The organism is Acuticoccus kandeliae (genome assembly GCF_003073115.1).
This window is the reverse complement of sequence record NZ_QBBV01000005.1, coordinates 1-22,283: the sequence shown is the minus strand read 5'-3', so window position 1 is coordinate 22,283 and position 22,283 is coordinate 1. Positions and strand designations below refer to the sequence as shown.

The 22,283-nt window shown below is 67.8% G+C and carries 23 protein-coding genes and 1 pseudogene; 19 read left to right on the top strand and 5 right to left on the bottom strand.

Annotation, left to right across the window (positions count from 1 at the left end; all coding sequences use genetic code 11):
• The 7 genes from DBV35_RS26930 to DBV35_RS26900 all read left to right on the top strand — a co-directional run bounded on the left by DBV35_RS26930 (nucleotide 1) and on the right by DBV35_RS26900 (nucleotide 6,599).
• A complete protein-coding gene (locus DBV35_RS26930) occupies nucleotides 1-681 on the top strand; it encodes a GntR family transcriptional regulator (RefSeq protein WP_108663517.1) in 681 nt (226 codons plus the stop codon).
• Between the two features lie 221 nt (nucleotides 682-902).
• Nucleotides 903-1,409 (top strand): MarR family winged helix-turn-helix transcriptional regulator, encoded by a 507-nt coding sequence (locus DBV35_RS26925; protein ID WP_281262253.1) that lies wholly within the window; start codon nucleotides 903-905, stop codon nucleotides 1,407-1,409.
• A 274-nt stretch (nucleotides 1,410-1,683) separates the two neighbouring features.
• Complete coding sequence (locus tag DBV35_RS26920; RefSeq protein ID WP_108663516.1) at nucleotides 1,684-2,718, top strand: type 2 periplasmic-binding domain-containing protein; 1,035 nt, start codon at nucleotides 1,684-1,686, stop codon at nucleotides 2,716-2,718.
• Nucleotides 2,719-2,796: 78 nt separating this feature from the next.
• Entirely contained in the window at nucleotides 2,797-3,288 is a 492-nt protein-coding gene (locus tag DBV35_RS26915; RefSeq protein WP_245944130.1) for a TRAP transporter small permease, read from the top strand.
• A gap of 40 nt (nucleotides 3,289-3,328) precedes the next feature.
• The gene (locus tag DBV35_RS26910; RefSeq protein ID WP_108663514.1) at nucleotides 3,329-4,642 is read left to right on the top strand and encodes a TRAP transporter large permease; all 1,314 of its coding nucleotides are present in this window, start codon (nucleotides 3,329-3,331) and stop codon (nucleotides 4,640-4,642) included.
• Between the two features lie 173 nt (nucleotides 4,643-4,815).
• Nucleotides 4,816-5,961, top strand: coding sequence for an FAD-dependent monooxygenase (locus DBV35_RS26905; RefSeq protein WP_108663513.1), 1,146 nt, complete (start codon nucleotides 4,816-4,818; stop codon nucleotides 5,959-5,961).
• A gap of 14 nt (nucleotides 5,962-5,975) precedes the next feature.
• Nucleotides 5,976-6,599 carry an isochorismatase family protein gene (locus tag DBV35_RS26900; protein WP_108663512.1) on the top strand — a complete coding sequence of 208 codons (624 nt, stop codon included), beginning with the start codon at nucleotides 5,976-5,978 and terminating at the stop codon, nucleotides 6,597-6,599.
• Nucleotides 6,600-6,618: 19 nt separating this feature from the next.
• On the opposite strand, the gene DBV35_RS26895 is transcribed toward DBV35_RS26900, so the two are convergent.
• From DBV35_RS26895 to DBV35_RS26885, 3 genes are all read right to left on the bottom strand, one after another.
• Nucleotides 6,619-7,410 carry an alpha/beta fold hydrolase gene (locus DBV35_RS26895; protein ID WP_108663511.1) on the bottom strand — a complete coding sequence of 264 codons (792 nt, stop codon included), beginning with the start codon at nucleotides 7,408-7,410 and terminating at the stop codon, nucleotides 6,619-6,621.
• Entirely contained in the window at nucleotides 7,410-8,441 is a 1,032-nt protein-coding gene (locus DBV35_RS26890; protein ID WP_108663510.1) for a 2,5-dihydroxypyridine 5,6-dioxygenase NicX family protein, read from the bottom strand. The genes DBV35_RS26895 and DBV35_RS26890 overlap by 1 nt, the downstream gene beginning before the upstream one ends.
• 186 nt (nucleotides 8,442-8,627) lie before the next feature.
• Nucleotides 8,628-9,608: an aldo/keto reductase gene (locus tag DBV35_RS26885; protein ID WP_108663509.1), complete on the bottom strand. Its 981-nt coding sequence runs from the start codon at nucleotides 9,606-9,608 to the stop codon at nucleotides 8,628-8,630.
• Between the two features lie 229 nt (nucleotides 9,609-9,837).
• Here DBV35_RS26885 and DBV35_RS26880 point away from each other — a divergent pair, with 229 nt between their 5' ends.
• The 6 genes from DBV35_RS26880 to DBV35_RS26855 all read left to right on the top strand — a co-directional run bounded on the left by DBV35_RS26880 (nucleotide 9,838) and on the right by DBV35_RS26855 (nucleotide 16,483).
• Complete coding sequence (locus DBV35_RS26880; protein ID WP_157962007.1) at nucleotides 9,838-10,812, top strand: type 2 periplasmic-binding domain-containing protein; 975 nt, start codon at nucleotides 9,838-9,840, stop codon at nucleotides 10,810-10,812.
• Nucleotides 10,813-10,841: 29 nt separating this feature from the next.
• Entirely contained in the window at nucleotides 10,842-11,357 is a 516-nt protein-coding gene (locus DBV35_RS26875; protein ID WP_157962006.1) for a TRAP transporter small permease, read from the top strand.
• Nucleotides 11,358-11,430: 73 nt separating this feature from the next.
• Nucleotides 11,431-12,741 (top strand): TRAP transporter large permease, encoded by a 1,311-nt coding sequence (locus DBV35_RS26870; protein WP_108663506.1) that lies wholly within the window; start codon nucleotides 11,431-11,433, stop codon nucleotides 12,739-12,741.
• A gap of 7 nt (nucleotides 12,742-12,748) precedes the next feature.
• The gene (locus DBV35_RS26865; protein WP_108663505.1) at nucleotides 12,749-13,624 is read left to right on the top strand and encodes an FAD binding domain-containing protein; all 876 of its coding nucleotides are present in this window, start codon (nucleotides 12,749-12,751) and stop codon (nucleotides 13,622-13,624) included.
• Complete coding sequence (locus DBV35_RS26860) at nucleotides 13,621-14,121, top strand: (2Fe-2S)-binding protein (protein ID WP_108663504.1); 501 nt, start codon at nucleotides 13,621-13,623, stop codon at nucleotides 14,119-14,121. The genes DBV35_RS26865 and DBV35_RS26860 overlap by 4 nt, the downstream gene beginning before the upstream one ends.
• Complete coding sequence (locus DBV35_RS26855) at nucleotides 14,114-16,483, top strand: xanthine dehydrogenase family protein molybdopterin-binding subunit (protein WP_108663503.1); 2,370 nt, start codon at nucleotides 14,114-14,116, stop codon at nucleotides 16,481-16,483. The genes DBV35_RS26860 and DBV35_RS26855 overlap by 8 nt, the downstream gene beginning before the upstream one ends.
• A 49-nt stretch (nucleotides 16,484-16,532) precedes the next feature.
• On the opposite strand, the gene ahpD is transcribed toward DBV35_RS26855, so the two are convergent.
• Nucleotides 16,533-17,072 carry an alkylhydroperoxidase, AhpD family gene (ahpD, locus tag DBV35_RS26850; RefSeq protein ID WP_108663502.1) on the bottom strand — a complete coding sequence of 180 codons (540 nt, stop codon included), beginning with the start codon at nucleotides 17,070-17,072 and terminating at the stop codon, nucleotides 16,533-16,535.
• A gap of 109 nt (nucleotides 17,073-17,181) precedes the next feature.
• Nucleotides 17,182-17,733, bottom strand: a complete 552-nt coding sequence (locus DBV35_RS26845) for a peroxiredoxin (RefSeq protein WP_108663501.1) — start codon at nucleotides 17,731-17,733, stop codon at nucleotides 17,182-17,184.
• A gap of 153 nt (nucleotides 17,734-17,886) precedes the next feature.
• On the opposite strand from DBV35_RS26845, the pseudogene DBV35_RS31210 reads away from it, so the two are divergent.
• The 6 genes and pseudogenes from DBV35_RS31210 to DBV35_RS26820 all read left to right on the top strand — a co-directional run.
• Nucleotides 17,887-18,069: pseudogene (locus DBV35_RS31210) on the top strand (LysR family transcriptional regulator); the annotation flags it as partial.
• Nucleotides 18,070-18,084: 15 nt separating this feature from the next.
• Nucleotides 18,085-18,804, top strand: coding sequence for a hydrogen peroxide-inducible genes activator (locus tag DBV35_RS26840; protein WP_245944129.1), 720 nt, complete (start codon nucleotides 18,085-18,087; stop codon nucleotides 18,802-18,804).
• Nucleotides 18,805-18,865: 61 nt separating this feature from the next.
• Nucleotides 18,866-19,387, top strand: a complete 522-nt coding sequence (locus DBV35_RS26835; protein WP_108663499.1) for a PAS domain-containing protein — start codon at nucleotides 18,866-18,868, stop codon at nucleotides 19,385-19,387.
• On the top strand, nucleotides 19,365-20,669 hold the full coding sequence (locus DBV35_RS31335) for a methyl-accepting chemotaxis protein (RefSeq protein ID WP_281262252.1): 1,305 nt from the start codon (nucleotides 19,365-19,367) through the stop codon (nucleotides 20,667-20,669). The genes DBV35_RS26835 and DBV35_RS31335 overlap by 23 nt, the downstream gene beginning before the upstream one ends.
• Before the next feature lie 161 nt (nucleotides 20,670-20,830).
• Nucleotides 20,831-21,883: a hypothetical protein gene (locus DBV35_RS26825; protein ID WP_108663497.1), complete on the top strand. Its 1,053-nt coding sequence runs from the start codon at nucleotides 20,831-20,833 to the stop codon at nucleotides 21,881-21,883.
• Nucleotides 21,884-21,966: 83 nt separating this feature from the next.
• Nucleotides 21,967-22,283 (top strand): alcohol dehydrogenase catalytic domain-containing protein (locus DBV35_RS26820; RefSeq protein WP_157962005.1); only part of this gene is annotated, 317 nt, incomplete at its 3' end.

Below are 22,283 nucleotides of genomic sequence, written 5' to 3'. Positions count from 1 at the left end.
ATGTCGACTGAGAACGGATCCCGGGCCGACGAGATCGTCCAGATGCTGGAGGAGGAGATTCTCGCCGGCGCGCTGACGCCTGGGGAACGGCTCGACGAGCGGAGCCTCGCGGCGCGTTTCGGCACCTCCCGCACCCCGGTGCGCGAGGCGCTGCAGCGCCTGTCGGCGAGCGGCATCGTCCTCGTCCAGTCGCGCCAGGGCGCGTCGGTCGTGCAGCTCGACGTCGCGGACCTCTTCGATTCCTTCACCGTCAATGCCGAGCTCGAGGCGCTCGCCGCGAGCCAGGCCGCGCGCCGCATTATGCCCGAGCAGCGTGACCGCCTCGCCGCCGCGCACGAAGTCTGCGCCGCCGCCGCGCGCGCGGGCGACCACGAGGCCTTCAACGAGGCGAACGGCGAATTCCACGCCGCCATCATCGCGGCGAGCCACAACCGCATCCTCGCCGGCCAGATCCGCACCGCCCAGCTTTTCACCGCCACCTATCGCCGGCGCATCACCTTCCAGCCGGGGCGGATGGTGGACTCGATCGACGAGCACCAGAGCGTCGTCGACGCGATCCTCGCGAACGACAGCGAGAGCGCGGCGCTCCACATGCGCCGCCACGTCAACCAGCTCGCGAACGGTGCGGGTGACGTCCTCCACCACCTTCGACTGTCGACACGCCTCGGGATGGCGGGTTAAGGCCCTCCAGCGCGCCCGTCAGGACCCGCACGCCGACGGCTCGCCGCCGCCGCCCGCCATGCCGCGCGCATGACGCGGTGGTGCGAAAGGCTGGCCGTCGCGGCGGAACTGTGTGCAGTTGGTGCGAGAATTGGATAAACACATATGCCGAATCCTCAGATGATTGCGGCTGAGTGACGACAAGCGAGGATTGTGTGGCGGGTGCGCGGGGTCGGAAGAGCGTGGCGAAGGTGAACGCGGACGAGGGGGAGCCGGCCGCGATCGACGGGCCATGCCTGGACGCGCTCAATCTGCCGGAGGGCAACCAGCGCTACGAATTCGCCGAGCAGGCCGGGCATCTTCTGCGCAAGGCCTACCAGCGCCACACCGCGATCTTCCAGAAGCTCGCGCCCGATCCGCAGATCACATCCGTGCAATTGTGCGTCCTGTGCGCGCTCGCCGAGCAGGGGCCGGCTTCGCTGACGACGCTCGGCCGGGCGACGGCGATCGACCCGGCGACGATGCGCGGCGTCGTGGAGCGGCTGCGTGAGCGGGGCTTTGTGGCCCTCTCGCCGGACCAGGCCGACCGGCGCAAGGTCCTCGTCTCGCTGACCGAGGAAGGGGCCGGATGCGTCAGCCGTTCGGTTTCCAATGCGGGTGAGATCACCCGCCTCACGCTCCAGGGCCTCTCGGTCGCCGAGCAGGTCGCGCTCACCTACCTCCTGAAGAAAATCAGCGCCGACAATTGATCTGCGTCCCCGCGCGGCGGACGCTCTGACGCTCCGGTGGTGGCACCACGGGTGACGCTGCGCCGTCCGCACGCGCACGCCCGATGCCCAGAATTGGGGCATACGTAATATTATCGCGCGCCCCCGCCGCATGAAATCTCAGCACACGGGCCGCTTGCTTTAAGTCAAAATGCCGCGCTAACGTTATGTCGTCAGCCGAATTCGGCGGGATGGTCGCGCTGCCGCACCCAACTTGACTCGATGCGCGATCGGTCGATCAAAATCGGGGAGTTGTATGTACACATATGAATTTCGTGCGCGGTGGGCGCTGCGTGCCGCAGCCGTCGCGCTTGTGGCGGTGGCGACGATCGCCGCCGGGCTCACCACTCCGGTCGCCGCGGCCGAAGCGCGGCTGCGCCTGATTTCGGCGTATCCGAAGACGCACAACCTCAACAAGCCGCTCCTTGCGCTGATCGAGGACGTGAACGCGCAGGGCAAGGGCGTCGTCCAGATCGACTTCCTCGGCGGCCCCGAGGCGATGCCGAGCGGTGAGATGCTCCAGGCTCTCTCCGGCGGCGTCGTCGACCTCTTCTACGGCGCGTCCTCCCTCTTCTCCGGCGACGTGCCGGAGGCGGTTGCCCAGAATGGCAGCAACCTCTCCGCCGCCGAGCTGCGCGAGAAGGGCGCCCTCGACCTCCTCAGCACCTATTTCGAGGAGCGGGTGAACACGAAATATCTCGGCTATTTCGGCTCGGGGTACAATTTCTACATCTACCTCCTCAAAGAGCCTGAGATGAAGGACGACGGCAGCGTCGACCTCGAAGGCTGGAAGATCCGTGGTGGCTCGCCCTACAAGACCTTCCTCGACCGTCTCGGCGTCATCATGATCAGCATCTTCCCGCCGGACATGTACGCCGCCATGGAGCGCGGCGTGATCGACGGTCTCGTCTGGACGTCCGTGTCGGTGACCGACGACGGTTGGCCGAAATTCATCAAGTACCGGATCGCCCCGAGCTGGCGTCAGGGCGACATCGCGCTGATGGCGAACCTCTCCAAGTGGGACGGCCTCTCGGACGAGGCGAAGGCGCTGTTGACGAAGGTCATCGCCGAGAACGAGATCATCGCCCACGACAACTACAAGAAGCAGGCCGTCGCCGAGGAGGAGAAGCTCCACGAGGCCGGCATCGTCGACATCGACCTCGAGGGCGCCGCGCGCGAGGCTTATCTCGACGCCGCGATCGGCAACCTCTGGGAAGACATGGCGGCCAATGTCGACCCCGCAGAGGTCGAGAAGCTGAAGGCCGCCTTCTACGATCCGTCCAAGAACTGATCGACACCGGCCCGGCCGCGCGCCGGGCCGGACCCTCACGGGCCGCGCGCGGCTGGAAAGGACCCTTCGTTGTCGAAAGTGTGGACCGACGCGGTTCGCGTCTACGACTGGATCGTCAAAATCTGCGCCATCATCGGCGGGGCGATCCTGGCGTTCATCTTCGTCGCCATCATCTGGGACGTGTCGCTGCGCTCGCTGCGGATCCAGCCGCCGGCCTTCACGATGTCGGCGACCGAGTATGGCATGCTGCACATGACGGTGCTCGCCGCGCCCTGGGTCCTGCGCGAACACGCCCACGTCTCCGTCACGACCTTCCTCGAAAAGCTGCCGCCGGCGGCGCAGATCCAGATCCGCCGCATCGCCTCGGTGATCGCCGCCCTCTCGTGCGCGATCGTCGCCTACTACGCGACGCGCGCGACGCTCACCATCACCGGCTACGACATCCGCTCCGTCGCGGTGCCGCGCTGGACGGTCCTCGTCACGATGCCGGTCGGCTTCACCCTCCTGTCCATCGAGTTCCTGCGCCTTGCCTGGCGCGGCGTCTTCTCCAGCGAGCTGCAGGAGCACTGACCCGCATGCCTCACCTTCGTTCCGGCGCCGGGGCGCGGCGATGAGCTGGATCGCGCCGCTGTCGATCATGCTCGGCCTGGTGATGGCGATGATGGCGATCGGCATGCCCGTCGCCTTCGCCTTCCTCACCGCCAACATCGTGGGGGTGATCCTCTACATGGGCGGCGAGGCGGGGCTGCATCAGCTCATCCTCAACATGTCGCGCTCGATCAGCGCGTTCTATCTCGTCCCCGTGCCGCTCTTCGTGCTGATGGGGGAGCTCTTCTTCCACACCGGCGTCTCGAAGCGGGTCTTCCACGCGATCGACCGCCTGTTCGGCCGGGTGCCGGGGCGGCTCTGCTATATCAGCGTCGCGGGCGGCTCGCTCTTCGCCTCGCTCTCCGGCTCCAGCATCGCCAACACCGCGATGCTCGGCTCGATGCTGGTGCCCGACATGGAGGCGCGCGGCTACGACAAGCGCTTCGCGATGGGGCCGATCATGGCGACCGGCGGCCTCGCGGTGCTGATCCCGCCATCGGCGCTCGCCGTCCTCCTCGGCAGCCTCGCGAAGATCGATATCGGCGCGCTCCTCATCGCCGGCGTCCTGCCGGGTCTCCTGCTCGCCTTGATGTTCGTCGTCTACATCTACATCCGCGTCCGGCTGAACCCGGCGCTCGCGCCGCAATATGCCGTCGAGCCGGCGAGCACCGGCGAGAAGGTGCGGCTCGTCATCACGAACCTCCTGCCGACGGGCGTCATCATCTTCTGCGTCATCGGCCTCATCATTCTCGGCATCGCGACGCCGACCGAGTCGGCCGCGTTCGGCGTGCTCGGCGTGCTGATCGTGGCGGCGGCCTTCCGCCTCCTCACGTTCCAGACGCTCTACAGGTCGCTGAAGGCGAGCCTCAAGGTCTCGACGATGCTGCTCGCGATCCTGCTCGCCTCGCTCACCTTCAGCCAGGTGATGGCCTTCTCGGGCGCGACGGCCGGGCTCATCGAGATGACGGGCTCGCTCAATCTCGGCCCGCTGCCGATGCTCCTGATCATGTTCGCCGTGCTCCTCTTCCTCGGCATGTTCATCGACCAGACGTCGCAGATGATGCTGACGATCCCGATCTTCATTCCGCTCGCCCAGTCGCTCGGCTTCGACCCGGTGTGGTTCGGCCTCATCGTCCTCCTGGCGCTCGAGATGAGCACCATGACCCCGCCCTTCGGCCTCCTCCTCTTCGTGATGGTGGGCGCGGCGCCGAAGGGGACGACGATCGGCGACGTGGCGCGCGCGGCCTTCCCCTATCTCGTCATCGACCTGATCCTCCTCGCGCTCCTGATCGCGTTCCCGCAGATCGCGCTCTTCCTGCCGGGCCTCATGGTGTGACGATAGTGGGCTTACGTTTGATCCGATTGCGAAAGTTGCCGATAAAAGGCACGTGAAACTGGATGCATCACGTGGAATCGATGTTGAGTTTTATTTTGTATACGTAGTAAAATGATGGGGTTGGCGCGTTTTGGGCGTCGCGCCTGAATGGCGGCGGCGCGGAAGGAGATGGGATGACGACGAAACCGAAAGTGGCCGTGATCGGCGCCGGTCTCGGTGGATGTGTGGCCGCGATCCTCCTCCAGCAGGAGGGCTATTCGGTCGACGTCTACGAGCAGTCGCCGGGCTTCTCCCGCCTCGGTGCGGGCATCCATCTCGGCCCGAACGTGGTCAAGGTGCTCGACAAGGCCGGCGTCGGCGACCGCCTGATCCAGACCGGCGTCCAGCCCGAGGCCTGGATCTCGCGCATGTGGGACACCGGCGAGGTGCTCTGCGACATGGCGATCCGCGACGTGTCGGTGGAGCGCTGGGGCGCGCCCTACCTCACCGTCCATCGCGGCGACTTCCACAAGGTCCTCGTCGACGCCGTGGCGCCGGGCGCGATCCAGTTCAGCAAGCGCCTCGTCGGGCTCGACACGAAGGGGGGCGATATCGGCCTCACCTTCATGGACGGCACGAACGCCACCGCCGACATCGTGATCGGCGCGGACGGGCTGAACTCGTGCGTTCGGGACGTGCTCCTCGGCGCGGAGAAGCCGCGCTACACGGGCGTCGTCGGCCACCGCTCGCTCTATCCGCGCGAGCTCCTGACGAACTTCGACATGCAGGACTTCACCAAGTGGTGGGCGCCTGAGCTGCACGTCATCGTCTACTACATCACCCACAACCGGGATGAGGTGTACATCGTCACCGGCGCGCCGCATCCGGAGTGGAACACCGAGTCCTCCTTCCTGCCGTGCAGCAAGGAAGAGTTCGTCGAGACCTTCTCGGGCTTCGAGCCGAACTGCCGCCACATCCTGGAGTGCGCGCCGGCCGACGGCATCACCAAGTGGGCCTTCTACGAGCGTGACCCGCTCCCCTTCTGGAGCGAGGGCTCGGTCGTCCTCCTCGGCGACGCGTGTCACCCGATGAAGCCGCACATGGGGCAGGGGGCCGCGATGGCGATCGAGGACGCGGCGATGCTCGTGCGCTGCCTGAAGGAGACGGGCGACGATGTTGCGACCGCCTTCAAGCTCTACGAGTTGAACCGCCACGAGCGCACCTCGCGCGTCCAGGCCACCTCGCGCTACAACACGTGGCTCCGCGAGGAGACGGACCCGAGCTGGGTGTTCGGCTATGACGTGTTTGGCGAGCCGCTGCGCACCACCGCGGCGGCCTGAGGGGAACGGAGCGGATGAGCGACGACGTCTCGGTCTATCAGCGGCAAGGCTTCGGCGGGGCGCTCCCCGTCGAGCCGCCCATCGGTCTCCTCATCGTCGACTTCGTCGTGAGCTTCGCCTCGCCGGACGTTTTCGGCGGCGGCAATATCGGCCCGGCGATCGAGAAGACCGAGGGGCTGCTCGCCACCGCGCGGGAGCGTGGCTGGCCCGTCGCCCACACCCGCATCGTCTATGCCGATGACGGGTCGGACGGGAACGTGTTCTCGACCAAGGTGCCGAGCATGCTCGTGCTGACCGAGGCCTCGCCGCTCTCGCAGATCGTCGAGGAGCTGACCCCGGTCGACGGCGAGCTCGTCGTGCGCAAGCGCACGCCGTCGGCCTTCGCCTTCACCGACCTCGCGGCGTGGCTGACGCGGCGCGGGGTGAAGACGCTCGCCATCGCCGGCTGCACCACGAGCGGGTGCGTGCGCGCGAGCGTCGTCGATGCGATGGATGCCGGCTTCACGCCGGTGGTGCTGACCGATTGTGTCGGCGACCGCGCGATCGGCCCGCACGAGGCGAACCTCTTCGACATGGGCCAGAAATATGCCGAGCTGATGGAGCGCGATGCGTTCCTGAAGGTGACCGAAGCGGCCTGAGCCGCTTCGGCAGCGGCCGTCAGGCGAGGGCGAAGGCCCGCACGGAGGCGATGAAGGCGTCGAGCTGATCCCACGGGATCATGTGCGCCGCATCGTCGATTCGCTCGGCCTTGCAGTCGGGCGCGAGGCCGGTGAACTCGGCCGCGTCCGACTCCCGCACCACGTCGCCATTCTGCGCATAGATCAGCAGCATCGGGAGCGCGGCCTTCGGCAGGAGGGCGTGCATGTCCTCGTTGTGGAAGGACTCGTAGGTCGCGACGACGCCCTCGACCGAGCAGGTCGGGAGCCAGTCGGCGCGGGCCCGGCACTGCGCCTCCGTCCAGGTCGGCATCGTGCGCTTCACCGCCTCGATCCCGCCGCCGCGCGCGATCTCGTCCATCATCTCGAGATAGGGCGGGAGGGGGCTCGGATAGGGGCGGCGGCCGGGGCCGCTCACCGGTGGATCCACCACGATCGTGCGCGCGAACGCGGTGGGGTCGATGGCGCTCGCCGCGACCGCGATCCGCCCGCCCATCGAGTGGCCGACGAGGATCGGCCGGTCGAGCGTCGCCGCGACCGCGAGCGTGTCCCGCGCGAGCGCATCGAGCGAATAGTCGAGGCCGGGCGTGTGGTCAGAGAGGCCGCGCCCGCGCACGTCCACGACGGTGACGCGGGCGAATTCGGCGAGGCGCTCGGCGACGAAGCCCCACGTCATCGCGGGGCTCGTGATGCCGGGGACGAGGAGGAGGTCGGGTCCGTCCCCCTCATAGGTGAAGGTGTGCAGGAGCACACCGTCACGCTTCAGCCATCCCCCGATCGGGTTCGTCCCCATCAGGCGGGCTGCATCTCTTTGGGGACGATCTTGCCGAGATCGACGATATGATCGCCGTCGAGCCACAGGCTCGCGCCCTTCAGCGGGATGTCGAGGTGGCACATGGTGTCGTTGGTGCCGCCAAGCTCGGTGTTCGGGCCGGTGGAGAAGAGGACGTTGCCGTAGAAGGCGCGCCCGTGCATGCCGATCTCTTCGCCGATATTGGCGCTCGTCGCGAGCTGGCTCCAGCGGGCAAGCTCGTTGAGGCCCCAGCCGATGTGGCTGATCGCGTAGGCGCGCGGGTCCTTATAGGATTCCATGTAGTCGCGCATGATCGCGGCATCGAGCCCGTCGCCGCTGATCTTGGTGACCATGCTCTTCTCGATCGTCAGCGTGATCGGGTCGACCACATAGCGCTTCAGCGGGAAGATGATGTCGCCGGTCCCGATCACCACGGTGCCGTTGACGCCCTCGTCATTGCCCTGGGTGAAGAGGAAGCCGGAGGGCCAATGGTCCCAGCGGCCCGGCTCGTCGGTGTAGCCATATTCGGTGAGGGTCGGGTACTTGCCGAGCTCGTAGGTGACGTCGGTGCCGGCGGGGGAGGTGATGCGCATCGTGCGCGCATTCTTGAGGCGCTCGCCGCCCGCCTCGACGCGCTTGCGCAGCGTCTCGTTCGGCAGAAGCTCGGACAGCACCTCGAACGGCTCCACGACGAGGAGCATGCGCGTGCCGCTGTCGGTGATCTCGATCTGCTCCTCGGAGAAGAGGAGGAACATGAGGTCGATCACGATGTCGGCCGACTTCAGCGCCTCGATCGCGGGGCGGTTGCCGGCGAGCGAGGTGGCGCCGACGGCGCGGTCGCCCCGGCCGCCCTGGCCGCTGCGCGTGAGGTTGATCTGGAAGGCCGATGCGCCGAGTTCCTGCGCGGCGGCGAGGAAGGCGTTCGCATAGTCCTGGCGATGGCCGTCCTCGGTCAGGACCGCGAGGGTCTGCCCGCTGCCGACCTTGCAAAGCTCCAATTCCTTGCGGAAGATCTCGAGCATCGACGTCATGTCACTTCTCCCCATGCCGGAGCGGCCGGTCGGCGCCGGTCGCGCCAGGCGCGAGCGGGGCCGGACGGGAGCGCTCGTTGGCGCGATAATTCAACGTATACCCAATACTTTCAGTCGCCGGTCGGCAAGTCAATTTATGTACACGCCATAAATTGACCATGCTTCGACCGTGCAAGCGGCGTGCCGTCACAGGTGCAGCAGCACGGGGTGCGGCTTGTAGGGGGCTTCCAGCGCAGCGATCTCGTCCGCGGTGAGGCTGATGTCGAGCGCGCGCACCGCGCTTTCGATCTGCTCGGGCTTCGTCGCGCCCATCACGGGAGCCGCGACATAGGGCTTCGACAGCATCCACGCGACGGCGATCTCGGCCATCGAGACACCCTTCACCTCGGCGAGCGCGCGGACGGCGTCCTGCACGTCATAGTCGGCATCGCCCGAGAAGAAGCGCTGGATGAACGGGTCGGCCCCGGCGCGCTCCGAGCCGGTCACGCCGCCGCGCGTCGTCTTGCCGGCGAGGAAGCCGCGCGCGAGCGGGCTCCAGGGCGTGACGCCGACGCCTTCGAGCTGGCAGAGCGGGATCATCTCGCGCTCCTCCTCGCGGTAGGCGAGATTGTAGTGGTTCTGCACCGAGATGGGCTTCGTCCAGCCATTCTTCTCGCAGATCGAAATGACCCGCATCAGCTCGTAGGCGAGGATGTTGGACATCCCGAAATAGCGCGCCTTTCCCGACTTCACGATCTCATGCATCGCCTCGAGCGTCTCTTCGATCGGCGTGTCGTGGTCGGTCCGGTGCGTCTGGTAGAGGTCGACATAGTCGGTCTTGAGGCGCTTCAGCGAACCGTCGATCGCGTCGAAGAGGTGCTTGCGGGAGAGGCCGCGCTCGTTGGGGCCGGGGCCGGTGACGCCGAACGCCTTCGTCGCGATCACCAGCGCCTCGCGCCGCGCGAGATCGGGCCAGATATTGCCGATGATCGTCTCGCTGACGCCGTTCGAGTACATGTCGGCGGTGTCGATGAAATTGATGCCGAGGTCGATCGCGCGGGCGATGATGGGGCGGCTCTCGGCCTCCGGGAGCATCCAGGATTGCCAGGCCTTGTCGCCGAACGAAAATCCGCCGAGCCCGATGCGTGAGATTTTGAGCCCGCTGCGGCCCAATCGCACATACTGCATAGATATGGTTCGCCTGTGACGCACAATCGTCCGGCGAATGCCGCGACTTTGTGCAATTGAGTGTGTACAAACAAATTCAGCTTTACGAGGCATGGTCGCCCCGTCCGCGAATGGCGTCAACAATCATACGGTCTCGTTGACAAAAATCATGATCTCCTCTCTCATTCGTGGAGATGGCGTGACGCCGAATATCCTTCGTCTACGCTTTAATCCTCGAAAGGGAAGTTGCATGAGACATACGTTTGGCGCTGCCGTCGCCGCAGCGATCGTGGCTCTTTCCGGGCCGGCAAACGCGACCGAGCTGCGCCTGCTCTCGTCGTGGGACTCGAGCTACACCGCCGTTCCGAACATCGTCGGCGTGTTCGTGGATTCGGTCGCGGAAGCCTCCGGCGGTGACACCACCATCACCATGACCGGCCCCGAGGCGGTGCCGCCCTTCGAGCAGCTCCAGCCCGTCTCGCTCGGCGTCTTCGACCTGCTCTTCACCCATGGCGGCTATCACAGCGGCGAGACCGGCATCTCCACCGCGATCGACGCGATCGAGGGTGATCCGACGAAGCGGCGCGAGTCGGGCGTGTGGGACTGGCTCGACACCTACTATCAAGAGAACCACAACCTGAAGCTCATCTCGATCCCGACGGCGCTGACGGGCTACCAGATCCTGCTGCGCCAGCCGATGGTCGACGGCAAGCTGACCGGCCTCAAGGTGCGCGGCACCTCGGTCTATCACGGCCTCATCGAGGCGCTCGGCGGCGCGCCCGTCATTCTTCCCGCGGGTGAGATGTACGCGGCGGCCGAGCGCGGCATCGTCGACGGCATCTCCTGGCCGGCGGTCGGCGCCATCGGCTTCAAGCTGTGCGAAGTGACGCCGAACATGGTGCGCCCGTCTTTCGGCGCGGTCTCCTACCTCATCTTCATGAACCTCGATAAGTTCAACGCGCTCGACGAGGCCGAGCAGAAGCTCCTCCTTTCCGAGGGCGAGAAGCTCGAGCTGACGACCGTCGACACCTTCTCGCAGATCCTCGCCGACGAGGACGCGCAGATGATCGCCTGCGGCGCCCGCGTCGACGAGCAGAGCGAAGAGTGGGCCGCCGCGGCGCAGAAGGCCTTCGCCGACAAGGCGTGGTCGATGGCGGCCGAGCAATCCGGTGCAAAGGCGGAGGAGTTCCACGAATTCGCCCGTGAAAAGGGTATGACCGAGTAGATCGTTTTCACCGGGGGAGGGCGATGGCCTTGCTGCATTCGCTACTGAAGGGCCTCGTCAAGCTGCACGATGCCCTGACGGCCGTTGCCTTCGTCGCCGGGACGATCATGCTGGTCGTGATCACCGGCTCCTATGTCTACGAAGTGGTGGCGCGGTATTTCTTTACCGCGCCGACCAAATGGGCCGCCGACCTCGTGGGCTATGCGCTCTGCGCCGGCGTCTTCCTCCTCCTGCCGAAGGTCACGCAGACCCGCAGCCACGTCGCCGTGACGCTGATCTTCGAGCGCGTCGGCAAGGCGGCGGAGAAGCGGATCCTGCGCCTCATCGATCTCATCGGCGCGGTCTTCTGCGGCTACGCGGCGTGGCTCTCCTTCAACGAGAATGTGCGCCAGGCCGAGAAGGGGATCATGACGATCGCCAACCAGCCCATCCCCAAATATTGGGTGACGGGCTTCATCACGTTTGGCCTCCTTCTCGCCGCAATTCACTTCCTGCGCCATTTCATCCGGCCGCCCGCCGAGGCGCGCGAGGCGCTGCAATACTGACGATGACCCATAGTCCGGCCCCGCCCGCTCCGCTCGCCCCTGCCACCTCCGGCACGGCAACCGAGGCCCTTTGATGCTGCCCTGGTACACCTACCTCTCGATCGGCGGGGGCCTCGCCTTCGGCCTGTTCCTCCTCGGCACGCCGATCTTCCTGTCCTTCCTCGTCGTCATCATCATCGGCATCGCCGCGATCATCGGGCCGGCGGGCTTCTCGATGTTCGTGAACAGCCTCTACGAGGCGACCACGACCACCTCGCTCGCGAGCATCCCGCTCTTCATCCTGATGGGCGAGCTCCTCTTCCGCTCCGGCACGATGGACGTCCTCTTCACCTCGGTGGACAAGCTCGTCGGCCGCGTGAAGGGGCGCCAATACGTCCTCGTCATCGTGCTCTCGGCCGTCTTCGGCGCGCTGTCGGGCTCGGCGATGGCCGTCGCCGCCATGCTCGGCCGCGCCGCGGTGCCCGGCATGCTGAAGCGCGGCTATGACGTGAACCTTTCGGCCGGCTCCATCCTCGCCGGGGCGAGCCTCGCGCCGATCATCCCGCCGAGCATCCTCGCCATCATTGTCGGCACCATCGCGGACGTGTCGATCGCGAAGCTCCTCGTCGCGGGCGTGGTGCCGGGCCTGCTGCTCGCGGCCCTCTTCCTCGGCTATGTCTTCATCGTCGTCGGGATCGACCCGTCGCGCTCGCCCCCGTCCGCGGGAGAGGTGACCGAGGTCTCCGGCCGCGAGAAGGTGATGGCGGTCGTGCGCTGCCTGCCCTTCCTCATCGTCATCTTCATGGTGATGGGGCTCATCATGCTCGGCGTCGCGACGCCGTCCGAGTCGGCCGCGACCGGCGTCATCGGCGCCCTCGTGACCGCCGCGATCTACCGCAACCTCTCCTGGAAGATGATCGTGGAATCGCTCGCCGCAGCGGCCTCGATCGCCTGCACGATCCTCGTCATCATGGCGATGTCGAAGATGCTGACCCAGCTCCTCGCCTTCACCGGATCGACGCGCGCCCTCGTCGACGTCATCGCCGGGCTGGGGCTCGACGCTCTGCCGATGCTCATCGTCATGCTGGTCGTGCCGTTCATCCTGTGCATGTTCGTCGACCAGATCGCGATCATGCTGATCCTGATCCCGCTGTTCGAGCCGATCATGAAGAGCTTCGGCTTCGATCCGGTGTGGTTCTGGCTCCTCTTCCTCATCAACATGACGCTCGGCGGGATCACGCCGCCGCTCGGCTACACCCTCTTCGCGTTCCAGTCGGTGACGCCGCAGATCAGCCTGCAGCAGGTGTTCCGCGCGGTGTGGCCGTTCGTGGCGCTGTTCATCCTGGGCATGGCGCTGATGGTGGCCTTCCCGCCGATCGTCACCTTCATCCCGAACCTCCTGTGACGACCCGATGAAGCCGAAAGCCTTCCGCTACCACCGTCCCGCCGACAAGGCGGACGCGCTCCGGATGCTCGCCGAGGAGGACGAGGACGCCCGTCCCCTCGCCGGCGGGCAGAGCCTCGTGCCGCTCATGAACCTGCGCTTCGCCGCGCCCTCCGCGCTCATCGACCTCAATGGCTGCGCCGACCTCGCGACGATCACCGTCGCGGACGGGGTGCTCGAGCTCGGTGCCATGGTTCGCCAGCGCGACGCCGAGCTGTCGCCGGTGGTGATCGAGGCATGTCCGCTGGTCGCCGAGGCGCTGGCGCTGAACGGTCACCCGGCGACGCGCCATCGCGGCACCGTCGGCGGCACGATCGCCCACGCCGACCCGGTCGCCGAACTCTCCGGCGTCGCCGTCGCGCTCGATGCGGAGGTCGTGATCGAGCGGCAGGGCGGACGGCGCACCGTGCCGGCCGCCGACTTCTTCCTCGACGCGCTGACGACGGTCGTCGAGCCCGGCGAGATGGTGACGGCGGTCCGCTTCCCCGTGCTCGCGCCCGGCACCGCCACCGCCTTCGTGGAGACGGGAATGCGCGGCCACGGCCTCGCGGTCGCGGGGATCGCGGCGGCGCTGCGCATCGCGGGCGGACGCATCGACTGGGTGCGGCTCGCCGCGATCGGCGTCTCGCCGGTGCCGGTGCGGCTCGCCGCGCTGGAGGACGCGCTCGCCGGCCGTTCGCTCGGCGAGGTCGAGAGCGCCGTCGCCAGCGTCGCCGACCCGCTCGGCGATGCGGACCTTCTCGACAATCTGGAGGGCTCCAGCGCCTACCGCCGCGAACTCGTGCCGACTCTCGTCGCGCGCGCGGTGCGGGTCGCGGCGGACAAGATGGGAGTGGCCGCGTGACCGGCGACAAGATCGACATCAGCGTCACCGTCAACGGCCGGCGCTACCGGCGCGCGGTCGAGCCGCGGCGCCTCCTCGCCGACTTCCTGCGCTACGATCTGCGCCTCACCGGCACGCATGTGGGCTGCGCGCACGGCGTGTGCGGGGCCTGCACGGTCTCGATCGACGGGCGCACAGCGCGAAGCTGCCTCACCTTCGCCGTCCAGGTCGACGGCGCCGCGCTCGAAACGGTCGAGGGGCTCGCCCCCGACGAGGAGCTGTCGGCGATCCAGGCGGCCTTCCACCGCAACCACGCCCTCCAGTGCGGCTTCTGCACGCCGGGCTTCCTGATGGCCGCGCGCCAGCTCCTCGCCGAGACGCTGACGCCGACGGAGGAGGAGGTCCGCACCGCGCTGTCGGGCAATCTGTGCCGCTGCACCGGCTACGTGAACATCGTGCGCGCCGTCATGAGCGCCGCCGAGGAATTGCGGGCCGAGGGGGAGGCGCGCCATGTCTGACACGCGCCCCGTCTTCCGCCATATCGGCCGCCCGGTCCCCCGCCAGGAGGACAGCCGCCTCCTGCGCGGCTATGGCGCCTATGTCGATGACCTGCCCGAGCCGCCGGGGACGCTCTATCTCGGCTGCGTGCGGAGCCCCGTCGCGCACGCGCGCATCACGTCGATCGACCTCTCCGAGGCGCTGTCTATGCCGGGCGTCGTCGCCGGCTACACCGCCGCCGACCTCACCCCCTCGATCCGCACGATGGAGCCCGACCGGCCGAAGCCCGGCTACAAGGCGACCTTCCGCGACGTGATGCCGACCGACCGCGTGCGCTATGTGGGCGACACGGTGGCCGTGATCCTCGCCGAGGATCCCTACCTTCTGGAGGACGCGCTGGAGACCGTCCTCGTCGACTACGAGGCGCTCCCCGTCGTCGTCTCCATCGAGGACGCGATCGCCGAGGGCGCGACCGCCGTCCACGACGACATCGCCGACAACATCCCCTTCGCGGGCCAATACAAGACCGAAGGGTTCGACGCGGCCTTCGCCTCGGCCCACCTCGTCGTGAAGGACACCTTCCGCTCCGCGCGCATGGCGGGCGTCTCGCTGGAGCCGCGCGGGGTGATGGCGTCCTACGACAAGGGCAAGGGCGCGCTGACACTCTGGTCGTCCACCCAGATCCCCCACCTCCTGCGCACCTCCCTCGGCGAGCTCCTCGACATGGCGGAGAGCCAGATCCGCGTCGTCGCGCCCGATGTCGGCGGTGGCTTCGGGATCAAGGCGCACGTCTATCCGGAGGAGGTGATCGCGGCCGCGCTCGCCCGCCGTCTCGGCGGGACGATCAAGTGGGTCGGCGACCGGCAGGACGATTTCGTCACGAGCACCCACTCGCGCGACTATCGCTATGACGTGGAGATGGCGCTCGCGCGGGACGGGACGATCCTTGCCGTCCGGAACCGCCTGCACGTCAATATCGGTGCCTATGCCTGCTTCCCCTTCGGCTCCAGCGCCGAGGCGGGCGGGGGCGCGATCTATCTGCCCGGCGCCTACAAGTTCGCGCACTACGCTTTCGAGACCCATTCGGTCTTCACCAACACCGCGCCCGTCGGCGTCTATCGCGGCGTCGCGGCGCCGATCGCCCACTTCGCGCAGGAGGGGCTGATCGACCGCGCCGCCGCCGCGCTCGGCATCGACAAGCTGGAGATGCGGCGCAAGAATCTCGTGCAGCCGGAAGACCTGCCCTTCACCAACGCGGCCGGCATCAGCTCCGACACGCAGAGCCACGCGGCCTGCCTCGAAGAGGCGCTCGCCGCGATCGACTATGAAGGCTTCCGCCGCGACCACCCGCGCGGCGAGGTTCGCGACGGCAAGCGCTACGGCATCGGCATCGCCTGCATCACCGAGCACACCGGCCAGGGCGCCTCGCGCTACCGCACGCGCGGCCTGCACCGCGTGCCGGGCTTCGAGGGGGCGACGGTGCGCATGGAATCGGACGGCCGCCTCGTCGCCGCCGTCAGCCAGTCGACGCAGGGGCAGGGCCACCTCACCGTCTTCGCCCAGATCATCGCCGAGCATCTCGGCGTCGACCCCGGCGAGATCAGCGTGGAGGAGGGGGACACGGCGACGAGCCCGTTCGGCTCCGGCACCTTCGCGAGCCGCGCGGCGGTGGTCGCGGGCGGGGCGGTGTTCCGCGCCTCCGAGACGCTCGCCGCGAAGCTGAAGCGGATCGCGGGCTTCCACCTGGAGGTCGCGCCGGACGACATCGAGCTCACCGGCGGGGAGGCGCGCGTCGCGGGCGCCGACATGGCGATGAGCTTCCGCGAGCTCGCCGCGATCGCCCATTCGCTGGAGGCCCGCCCGCTGCCCGAGGGCGAGGATTACGGCCTCGAAAGCCGCGCCTTCTACGATCCGCCGAACGTGTCGATCGCGAACGCCGTCCACATCGCCGTCGTCTCGGTCGATGTCGGAACGGGCCGCGTCGCGGTCGAGCGGTACGCGGTTGCGCACGATTGCGGGCGAATGATCAACCCGATGCTGGTCGCCGGCCAGGTCCATGGCGGCGTCGCGCAAGGGATCGGCGAGGCGCTGATGGAGGGGGTCGTCTACGACGAGGAGGGCCAGCTCCTCACCACCCAGCTCCTCGACTATCTGCTGCCGAGCAGCTGCGACATTCCCGATATCGCGATGGTCCACATCGAGTCGGAGACCGACGCGACGCTCGGCGGCTTCAAGGGGGCGGGCGAGGGCGGCGTGATCGGCGCGGTGCCGGCCGTCGCGGGCGCGGTGAACGACGCGCTCGCCGGGACGGGGGCCTTCGTCAACCGCCTGCCGCTGCGGCCGGAATCGATCCTGGCGCTCCTGAAGAGCGGCGCGGAATGACCGGCGCGGGCGCTCCGCCCGCAACCGGTCCCGTCATTTGTGGCGCCGCTCAGGCGGCGACCACGGCCTCTTCGTTCGCTTCCAGCGCGATCGCCGCGGACTGGATGATCGAGGCGTAGCGCACCGCGGTGTGGATCTCGTCGGTCGGCACGCCGGCCTTGCGCAGCACGTCCTCGTGCGCGTTGATGCACTTGCCGCAGCCGTTCAGCGCCGACACCGCGAGCGACCACAGCTCGAACACGGCCCGGTCCACGCCCGGCTTGCCGATGACGTTCATCCGCAGCTTCGCCGGCATCGACTCGTAGTCCTTGTTGTCGGACAGATGCGTGAAGCGATAGTAGATGTTGTTCATCCCCATGATCGCCGCGGCGGCCTTGGCGGCGTTGAGGGTCGTCTCGTCGATGTGGCCCTTGGCCTCGTCGATCATCGCCTGACGCACGATCGGATTGCGCGAGGCGATCCCGCACGCGACCATCAGGCCATATTTCTGCACCGGGGTCAGCGTCTCGTCGCTCGCCATGGACGAGAGGTTCAGCCGGACGTCCTTGGCGAATTCGGGTACGGCGGCCTTCAATTGGTCGATGGACATCGCTTCGTCTCGTTTGCGCGAATGAAGGGACGCCGCCGCGAAGGCGGCGACGCGGGGAGGCCGCGGCCGTCGCCGGCCGCGGGGCGTCGTGGGAGGATCGCGGCGCCGATCAGGCGGCGAGTGTCAGGCCGCCGACTTCGCGGTTGCAGGGGCACAGCTCGTCCGTCTGCAGCGCGTCGAGCACGCGCAGCGTGTCCTTCGGGGCGCGGCCGACATTGAGGTTCGTCGCGTAGACGTGCTGGATCGTGTTGTCCGGGTCGACGACGAACGTGTAGCGGTAGGCGACGCCGTCGGGCGAGCGCACGCCGAGACCATCGACGAGCGAGCCGTTAGTGTCGGCGAACGACCAGATCGGCAGCTTGTCGAGATCCGGATGATCGCGACGCCAGGCGAGCTTCACGAACTCGTTGTCGGTCGAGCCGCCCATGACGACCGCGTCGCGGTCCTCGAAATCACCGGAAAGGCGGGCGAATTCGGCGATCTCGGTCGGGCAGACGAAGGTGAAATCCTTCGGGTAGAAGAAGATGATCTTCCACTTGCCCTCGAAGCTCGTCTCGGTGATCGGCTCGAACGCGGACTCGCCGTTTTCGGTGTGGTTGTTGAAACCGGGCTTCACGCCGGTGACGGAGAATTCGGGCAGCTTGTCGCCGATGCCGAGCATGTCGGGGCTCCTTTGACGGGGGTCTGGATGGATCCTGGCCGGGCGCTGTGACGGCCTCATCACAGCACCGTTGCGGCGAATAAAATGACGCGGCGTCTTTCCGTCAAACCGATAATTTGGAATGGTGGAATCGGAAAATCCGATAAATAAGCGATGATCAATCTCAACGTTCGCCACCTCCATTATTTTGTCGTGCTGGTTGAGACGGGGTCGTTCTCAAAAGCGGCAAAGCGCATCGGGATTGGGCAATCGACCCTCAGCGGCGCGATTCAGGGGCTCGAAACAACCCTCGGAGGTGCGCTCATCGACCGCACGGGCCGCGAGCTCGTTCTGCTCCCGCTTGGGGAAAACGTGCTCCAGCAGGCGCGCGAGATCCTCGTCCAGATCTCCGAACTGTCGACGTGCGCGGTAGAGATCGCGCGGCCGCTCTCCACGCGCCTGCGCCTTGGAATCATCCCCTCGATCGCGCCCTACGTCCTGCCGCGCATCCTGAAGACGCTCGAGGTGCGCTATCCCGACCTCAAGCTCTATGTGCGCGAGGGGCTCACCCACTCGCTGCTCGACGACGTGCGCCACGGCCGGCTCGACGCCGCCTTCGTCGCCGATCTCGTCCGGCTCGACGATCTCCATTTCGAGGAGGTGGGGCGCGACCCGCTCCTCATCGCGGTGCCGGAGGGACATCGCCTCGCAACGCGCAAGCGCGTGCGTGCGGCCGACCTCTCCGACGAGAAGCTCCTTCTCCTCGATCAGGGCCACTGCCTGCGCCAGCACGTGCTGACCGCCGTCGGGCGGGACGACATCGCCGAGGAGAGCGCCGTCAGCGCCTACACGATCGCGACCCTCGTCCACATGGTCGAGGCGGGGATGGGGGTGACGCTGATCCCGCAGATCGCGGTGTGGGCGGGGGCGGTGAACCAGTCTCGCGTTGCGACGATCCCGTTCGAGGCCCCGCGCGCCTGGCGGGCGCTCGGCCTTGCCTGGCGCGGGCGGGCGACGCGCGTCGGCGACCTCGCCGCGCTCTCGGCGCACCTGCGCGACCACTGTCTCGGCGAGGCCGCCCTCACATCGTGAGCCCGGCGCAAGCCCTGTCCGGTACACGCGACCGGCGGCCCGAACGGTTGCCGGAGGAGAGATGCGCAAAGGCGTCAAGCCGACGGGGCGCGAGAGCCCCCTCGCCGAAAATGATCTCATCGTGACGAAGACGGACCTCAAGGGCCGGATCACCTACGCCAATGAGGTCTTCCTGCGCGTCTCCCACTTCCGGGCCGAGGAGGTGCTCGGCGAGCCGCACAGCATCAACCGCCATCCCGACATGCCGCGCTGCGTCTTCCGCCTCCTCTGGGAGCGGGTGCAGAGCGGGCGGGAGATCTTCGCCTACGTCGTCAATCTCGCCTCGAACGGCGACCACTATTGGGTCTTCGCCCACGTGACGCCGAGCTACGACCAGCGCGGCAACATCGTCGGCTACCACTCGAACCGCCGCAAGCCCGACGCCCACCAGGTCGCGACCATCGCCGACCTCTACCGCACGCTCCGCGCGGCGGAGGCGGAGCCGAAGAACCGCAAGGACGGGATGATGGGCGGGGCGGAGCGGCTGAACGCGATTCTGGCGGACAAGGGGGTTGGCTATGATGAGTTCGTCTTCTCTATCTAAGTCCGTGCTCGCGGGGGCGATCGGCGTCTCGCTCCTCTTCGCGGCCGACCTCGCGCTTCTCACCGGGATCGGCGGATGGTGGGTCGGTGCGGGCGCGACCGGGGCGGGGCTCGTCGTCGTCCTCGTCGCGATCCTCTATTTCCGCAGCGCGCTCAAGCAGATCGACGGGATCGCCGCCGTGTGCGACGCCGCGGCCGAGGGTGACATCGAGCGCCGCATTCTGGGCGTGGCGCCCGCCGGCCGGCTCGGCCGCCTTCAGCTCGCGGTCAACCACCTCCTCGACGTCGCCGACGCCTTCGCGCGCGAGGCGAACGGCTCGATGCTCGCCTTCACCGAGGGGCGCTATTATCGCCGCGTCCTGCCGCGCGGCTTCCCCGGCTACTACCGCCATTGCGCGATGACGCTGAACGGGGCGAGCGAGCGCATGGTGGAGCGCGTGCGCACCTTCGCCGGTTTCGCCGATGCGTTCGAGGGGCGCGTCGGCACCGTCGTCCACACCGTCGCCTCGGCGGCGAGCCAGATGAACACCAGCGCGCGCTCGATGTCGCAGAACGCGCACGCCACCTCTCACAGCGCCGAGGCGGTCGCCGCCTCCACCGAGCTGACGGCCGGCAACGTGGAGACGATCGCGAGCGCGGCGGAGGAATTGTCGACCTCGATCGCGGAGATCTCGCGCCAGGTCGCCCACTCCACCGAGATCGCCCAGAACGCGGTCGCCCAGTCGGACGCGACCGACGCGACGGTGAAGACGCTCGCCGACGGCGCCGCCCGGATCGGCGAGGTGGTGGGCCTCATCAGCGAGATCGCGGCGCAGACGAACCTCCTCGCCCTCAACGCCACGATCGAGGCGGCACGGGCGGGGGAGGCGGGGAAGGGCTTCTCTGTGGTCGCGGGGGAAGTGAAGAATCTCGCCAACCAGACGGCGGCCGCGACGGAGGACATCGCCAAGCAGATCGCGAACATGCAGGAGGCGACGAACGAGGCGGTCGCCGCGATCCGCATCATCGGCGAAATCATCCGTGAGATGAACGGCATCTCCTCCACGATCGCCACCTCGGTGGGCGAGCAGACGCAGGTCACCGCCGAGATCGCGAAGCGCGTCGCGGAAGCCGCGTCCGGCACGCTGGAGATCCGCTCGCGCATCACCGGCGTCTCCCGCGATGCGAGCGAGACCGGCAATGCGGCGAGCGAGCTCCTGACGGCGGCCGGCGCCCTCACCACCCAGGCCGAGACGCTGGATCGCGAGGTCGAGATCTTCCTCGACAAGGCCCGCGCCGCCTGACGCCCGTGCCGGAGCGTCTCGCAGCAATGCGGGCGGCGCTCCGGGGTCGCGCGGCAGCAATCAAGCGGGCAGGCGCCGGCATTGGTCCGGTCCACGGCGTTCACGGGGGCGTCTTCGGTGTGCTAGGCTTTCCCAAAGAGTAGAACAAAACCCCAGAGACCATGCGTTTCATCGTCCATATCGGCGCCCACAAGACCGGTACGACCACACTCCAGAGGTTCCTGTCCTCGAACAGCGACGCGCTCGCGACCCGCGGAATCCTCTTCCCCCAGACGGGGCGTGGCGAAGACCGGCTGGCGTACGGCGCGCATCACCCGATCGCGGCGCACATCCTGCACGGCGAGGTGAGCCGGCCGGTCTATGAGGCGATCGGGGACAAGATCGCGGCCGAGGTGGCCGAGGCGAAGCCGACCCACCTGATCCTCAGCAGCGAATCCTTCTCGATGGTGGCGGTCCCCCGCCTCGCGGGCGCCCTCCACATCCTCGCCGAACGGCTCGGCGTGACGCCGGAGCTCATGATCTACGAGCGCCCCCAGGCGAGCTCGATCCACAGCCAGTACACCCAGCGCGCCAAGACCCTCGCGACGACGCAGTCCTTCGCGGAGGAGGTCGCCGAGAACCTCGCGCCGGGCCCGAACCGGAACGACTATTTCGGCCGCCTGAAGCGGCTCCGCTCGATCGACGATGTCGAGATCCTGCCCGTCCTCTTCACCGACTCGGTGAAGCGGGAGGGGATCACGGCGAACTTCTTCCGCGTCCTCGGCATCTCTGACGCCCTCTCGGTGTGCGAGGAGGTCGAGCGGGTGAACGAGACGCCGGGCCCGAAGACCATCTACACCGGCCGCATCCTAACGGGGGTCCTGAACGGGCGGCGCGGGTCGTCCGTCGTCCAGATCGGCGACCGGATCCGGAGCTGGTCCTCCATCATCATGAACCAGTTCGCCGACCAGTATGGCTGGAACGACACCGCCTATAACGGTCTCGACGCCGCCACCGCCGCGCGGATCATGGACTTCTACCGCCGCTCCAACGAGCGCTATCTCGACGCCATCGGCGCGACCGGCACGGAGCGCGACGAGTTCCTCCACGAGACGAGCAACCGCCCGGTCAACGAGTTCGACATCGAGGCCGCCTCGGACGAGGAGCGCCGCCAGATCAAGGAAACGGTCGACGACGTGTCGGCGAAGATGGTCCAGTGGGAGAAGGCCGCCTGAGGCACGCGCCGCCGGCCCGTCCGGCGGATCATCGCAGACCCGCGCGCCACGCCGCCGGCCGGCGTTGAGGACAGGGGGCCGCCATGGAGAGCGAGGCCTGGTGCTTCGACACATTCGGCCCGGCCGAACGGGTGATGCGGCGCCGGCATGAAGGGCTGCCGCCGCCGGAGCCGGGCGAAGCGCTGGTCGCGATCCGCGCCGTGGGCCTGAACCAGGCCGAAAATCGATATCTGGAAGGCCGTCACTTCCCGCCCGCGCACCTCCCGGCCGCGATCGCCCACGAGGCGGTCGGCGAGATCGTCGCGCTTGGTGCGCCGGGGGGCGGGCACGGCTGGTCGGTTGGCGACCGCGTCGCGCTCAACCCGATGCGCGTCGACATCGCCGGGATGGGTGCGCTGCG

Coding starts and splice junctions, on each gene's coding strand:
- DBV35_RS26930 (WP_108663517.1), top strand. CDS start 1: ATGTCGACTGAGAACGGATCCCGGGCCGACGAGATCGTCCAGATGCTG.
- DBV35_RS26920 (WP_108663516.1), top strand. CDS start 1,684: ATGTACACATATGAATTTCGTGCGCGGTGGGCGCTGCGTGCCGCAGCC.
- DBV35_RS26910 (WP_108663514.1), top strand. CDS start 3,329: ATGAGCTGGATCGCGCCGCTGTCGATCATGCTCGGCCTGGTGATGGCG.
- DBV35_RS26905 (WP_108663513.1), top strand. CDS start 4,816: ATGACGACGAAACCGAAAGTGGCCGTGATCGGCGCCGGTCTCGGTGGA.
- DBV35_RS26900 (WP_108663512.1), top strand. CDS start 5,976: ATGAGCGACGACGTCTCGGTCTATCAGCGGCAAGGCTTCGGCGGGGCG.
- DBV35_RS26895 (WP_108663511.1), bottom strand. CDS start 7,410: ATGGGGACGAACCCGATCGGGGGATGGCTGAAGCGTGACGGTGTGCTC.
- DBV35_RS26890 (WP_108663510.1), bottom strand. CDS start 8,441: ATGACGTCGATGCTCGAGATCTTCCGCAAGGAATTGGAGCTTTGCAAG.
- DBV35_RS26885 (WP_108663509.1), bottom strand. CDS start 9,608: ATGCAGTATGTGCGATTGGGCCGCAGCGGGCTCAAAATCTCACGCATC.
- DBV35_RS26880 (WP_157962007.1), top strand. CDS start 9,838: ATGAGACATACGTTTGGCGCTGCCGTCGCCGCAGCGATCGTGGCTCTT.
- DBV35_RS26870 (WP_108663506.1), top strand. CDS start 11,431: ATGCTGCCCTGGTACACCTACCTCTCGATCGGCGGGGGCCTCGCCTTC.
- DBV35_RS26865 (WP_108663505.1), top strand. CDS start 12,749: ATGAAGCCGAAAGCCTTCCGCTACCACCGTCCCGCCGACAAGGCGGAC.
- DBV35_RS26855 (WP_108663503.1), top strand. CDS start 14,114: ATGTCTGACACGCGCCCCGTCTTCCGCCATATCGGCCGCCCGGTCCCC.
- ahpD (WP_108663502.1), bottom strand. CDS start 17,072: ATGTCCATCGACCAATTGAAGGCCGCCGTACCCGAATTCGCCAAGGAC.
- DBV35_RS26845 (WP_108663501.1), bottom strand. CDS start 17,733: ATGCTCGGCATCGGCGACAAGCTGCCCGAATTCTCCGTCACCGGCGTG.
- DBV35_RS26835 (WP_108663499.1), top strand. CDS start 18,866: ATGCGCAAAGGCGTCAAGCCGACGGGGCGCGAGAGCCCCCTCGCCGAA.
- DBV35_RS31335 (WP_281262252.1), top strand. CDS start 19,365: ATGAGTTCGTCTTCTCTATCTAAGTCCGTGCTCGCGGGGGCGATCGGC.
- DBV35_RS26825 (WP_108663497.1), top strand. CDS start 20,831: ATGCGTTTCATCGTCCATATCGGCGCCCACAAGACCGGTACGACCACA.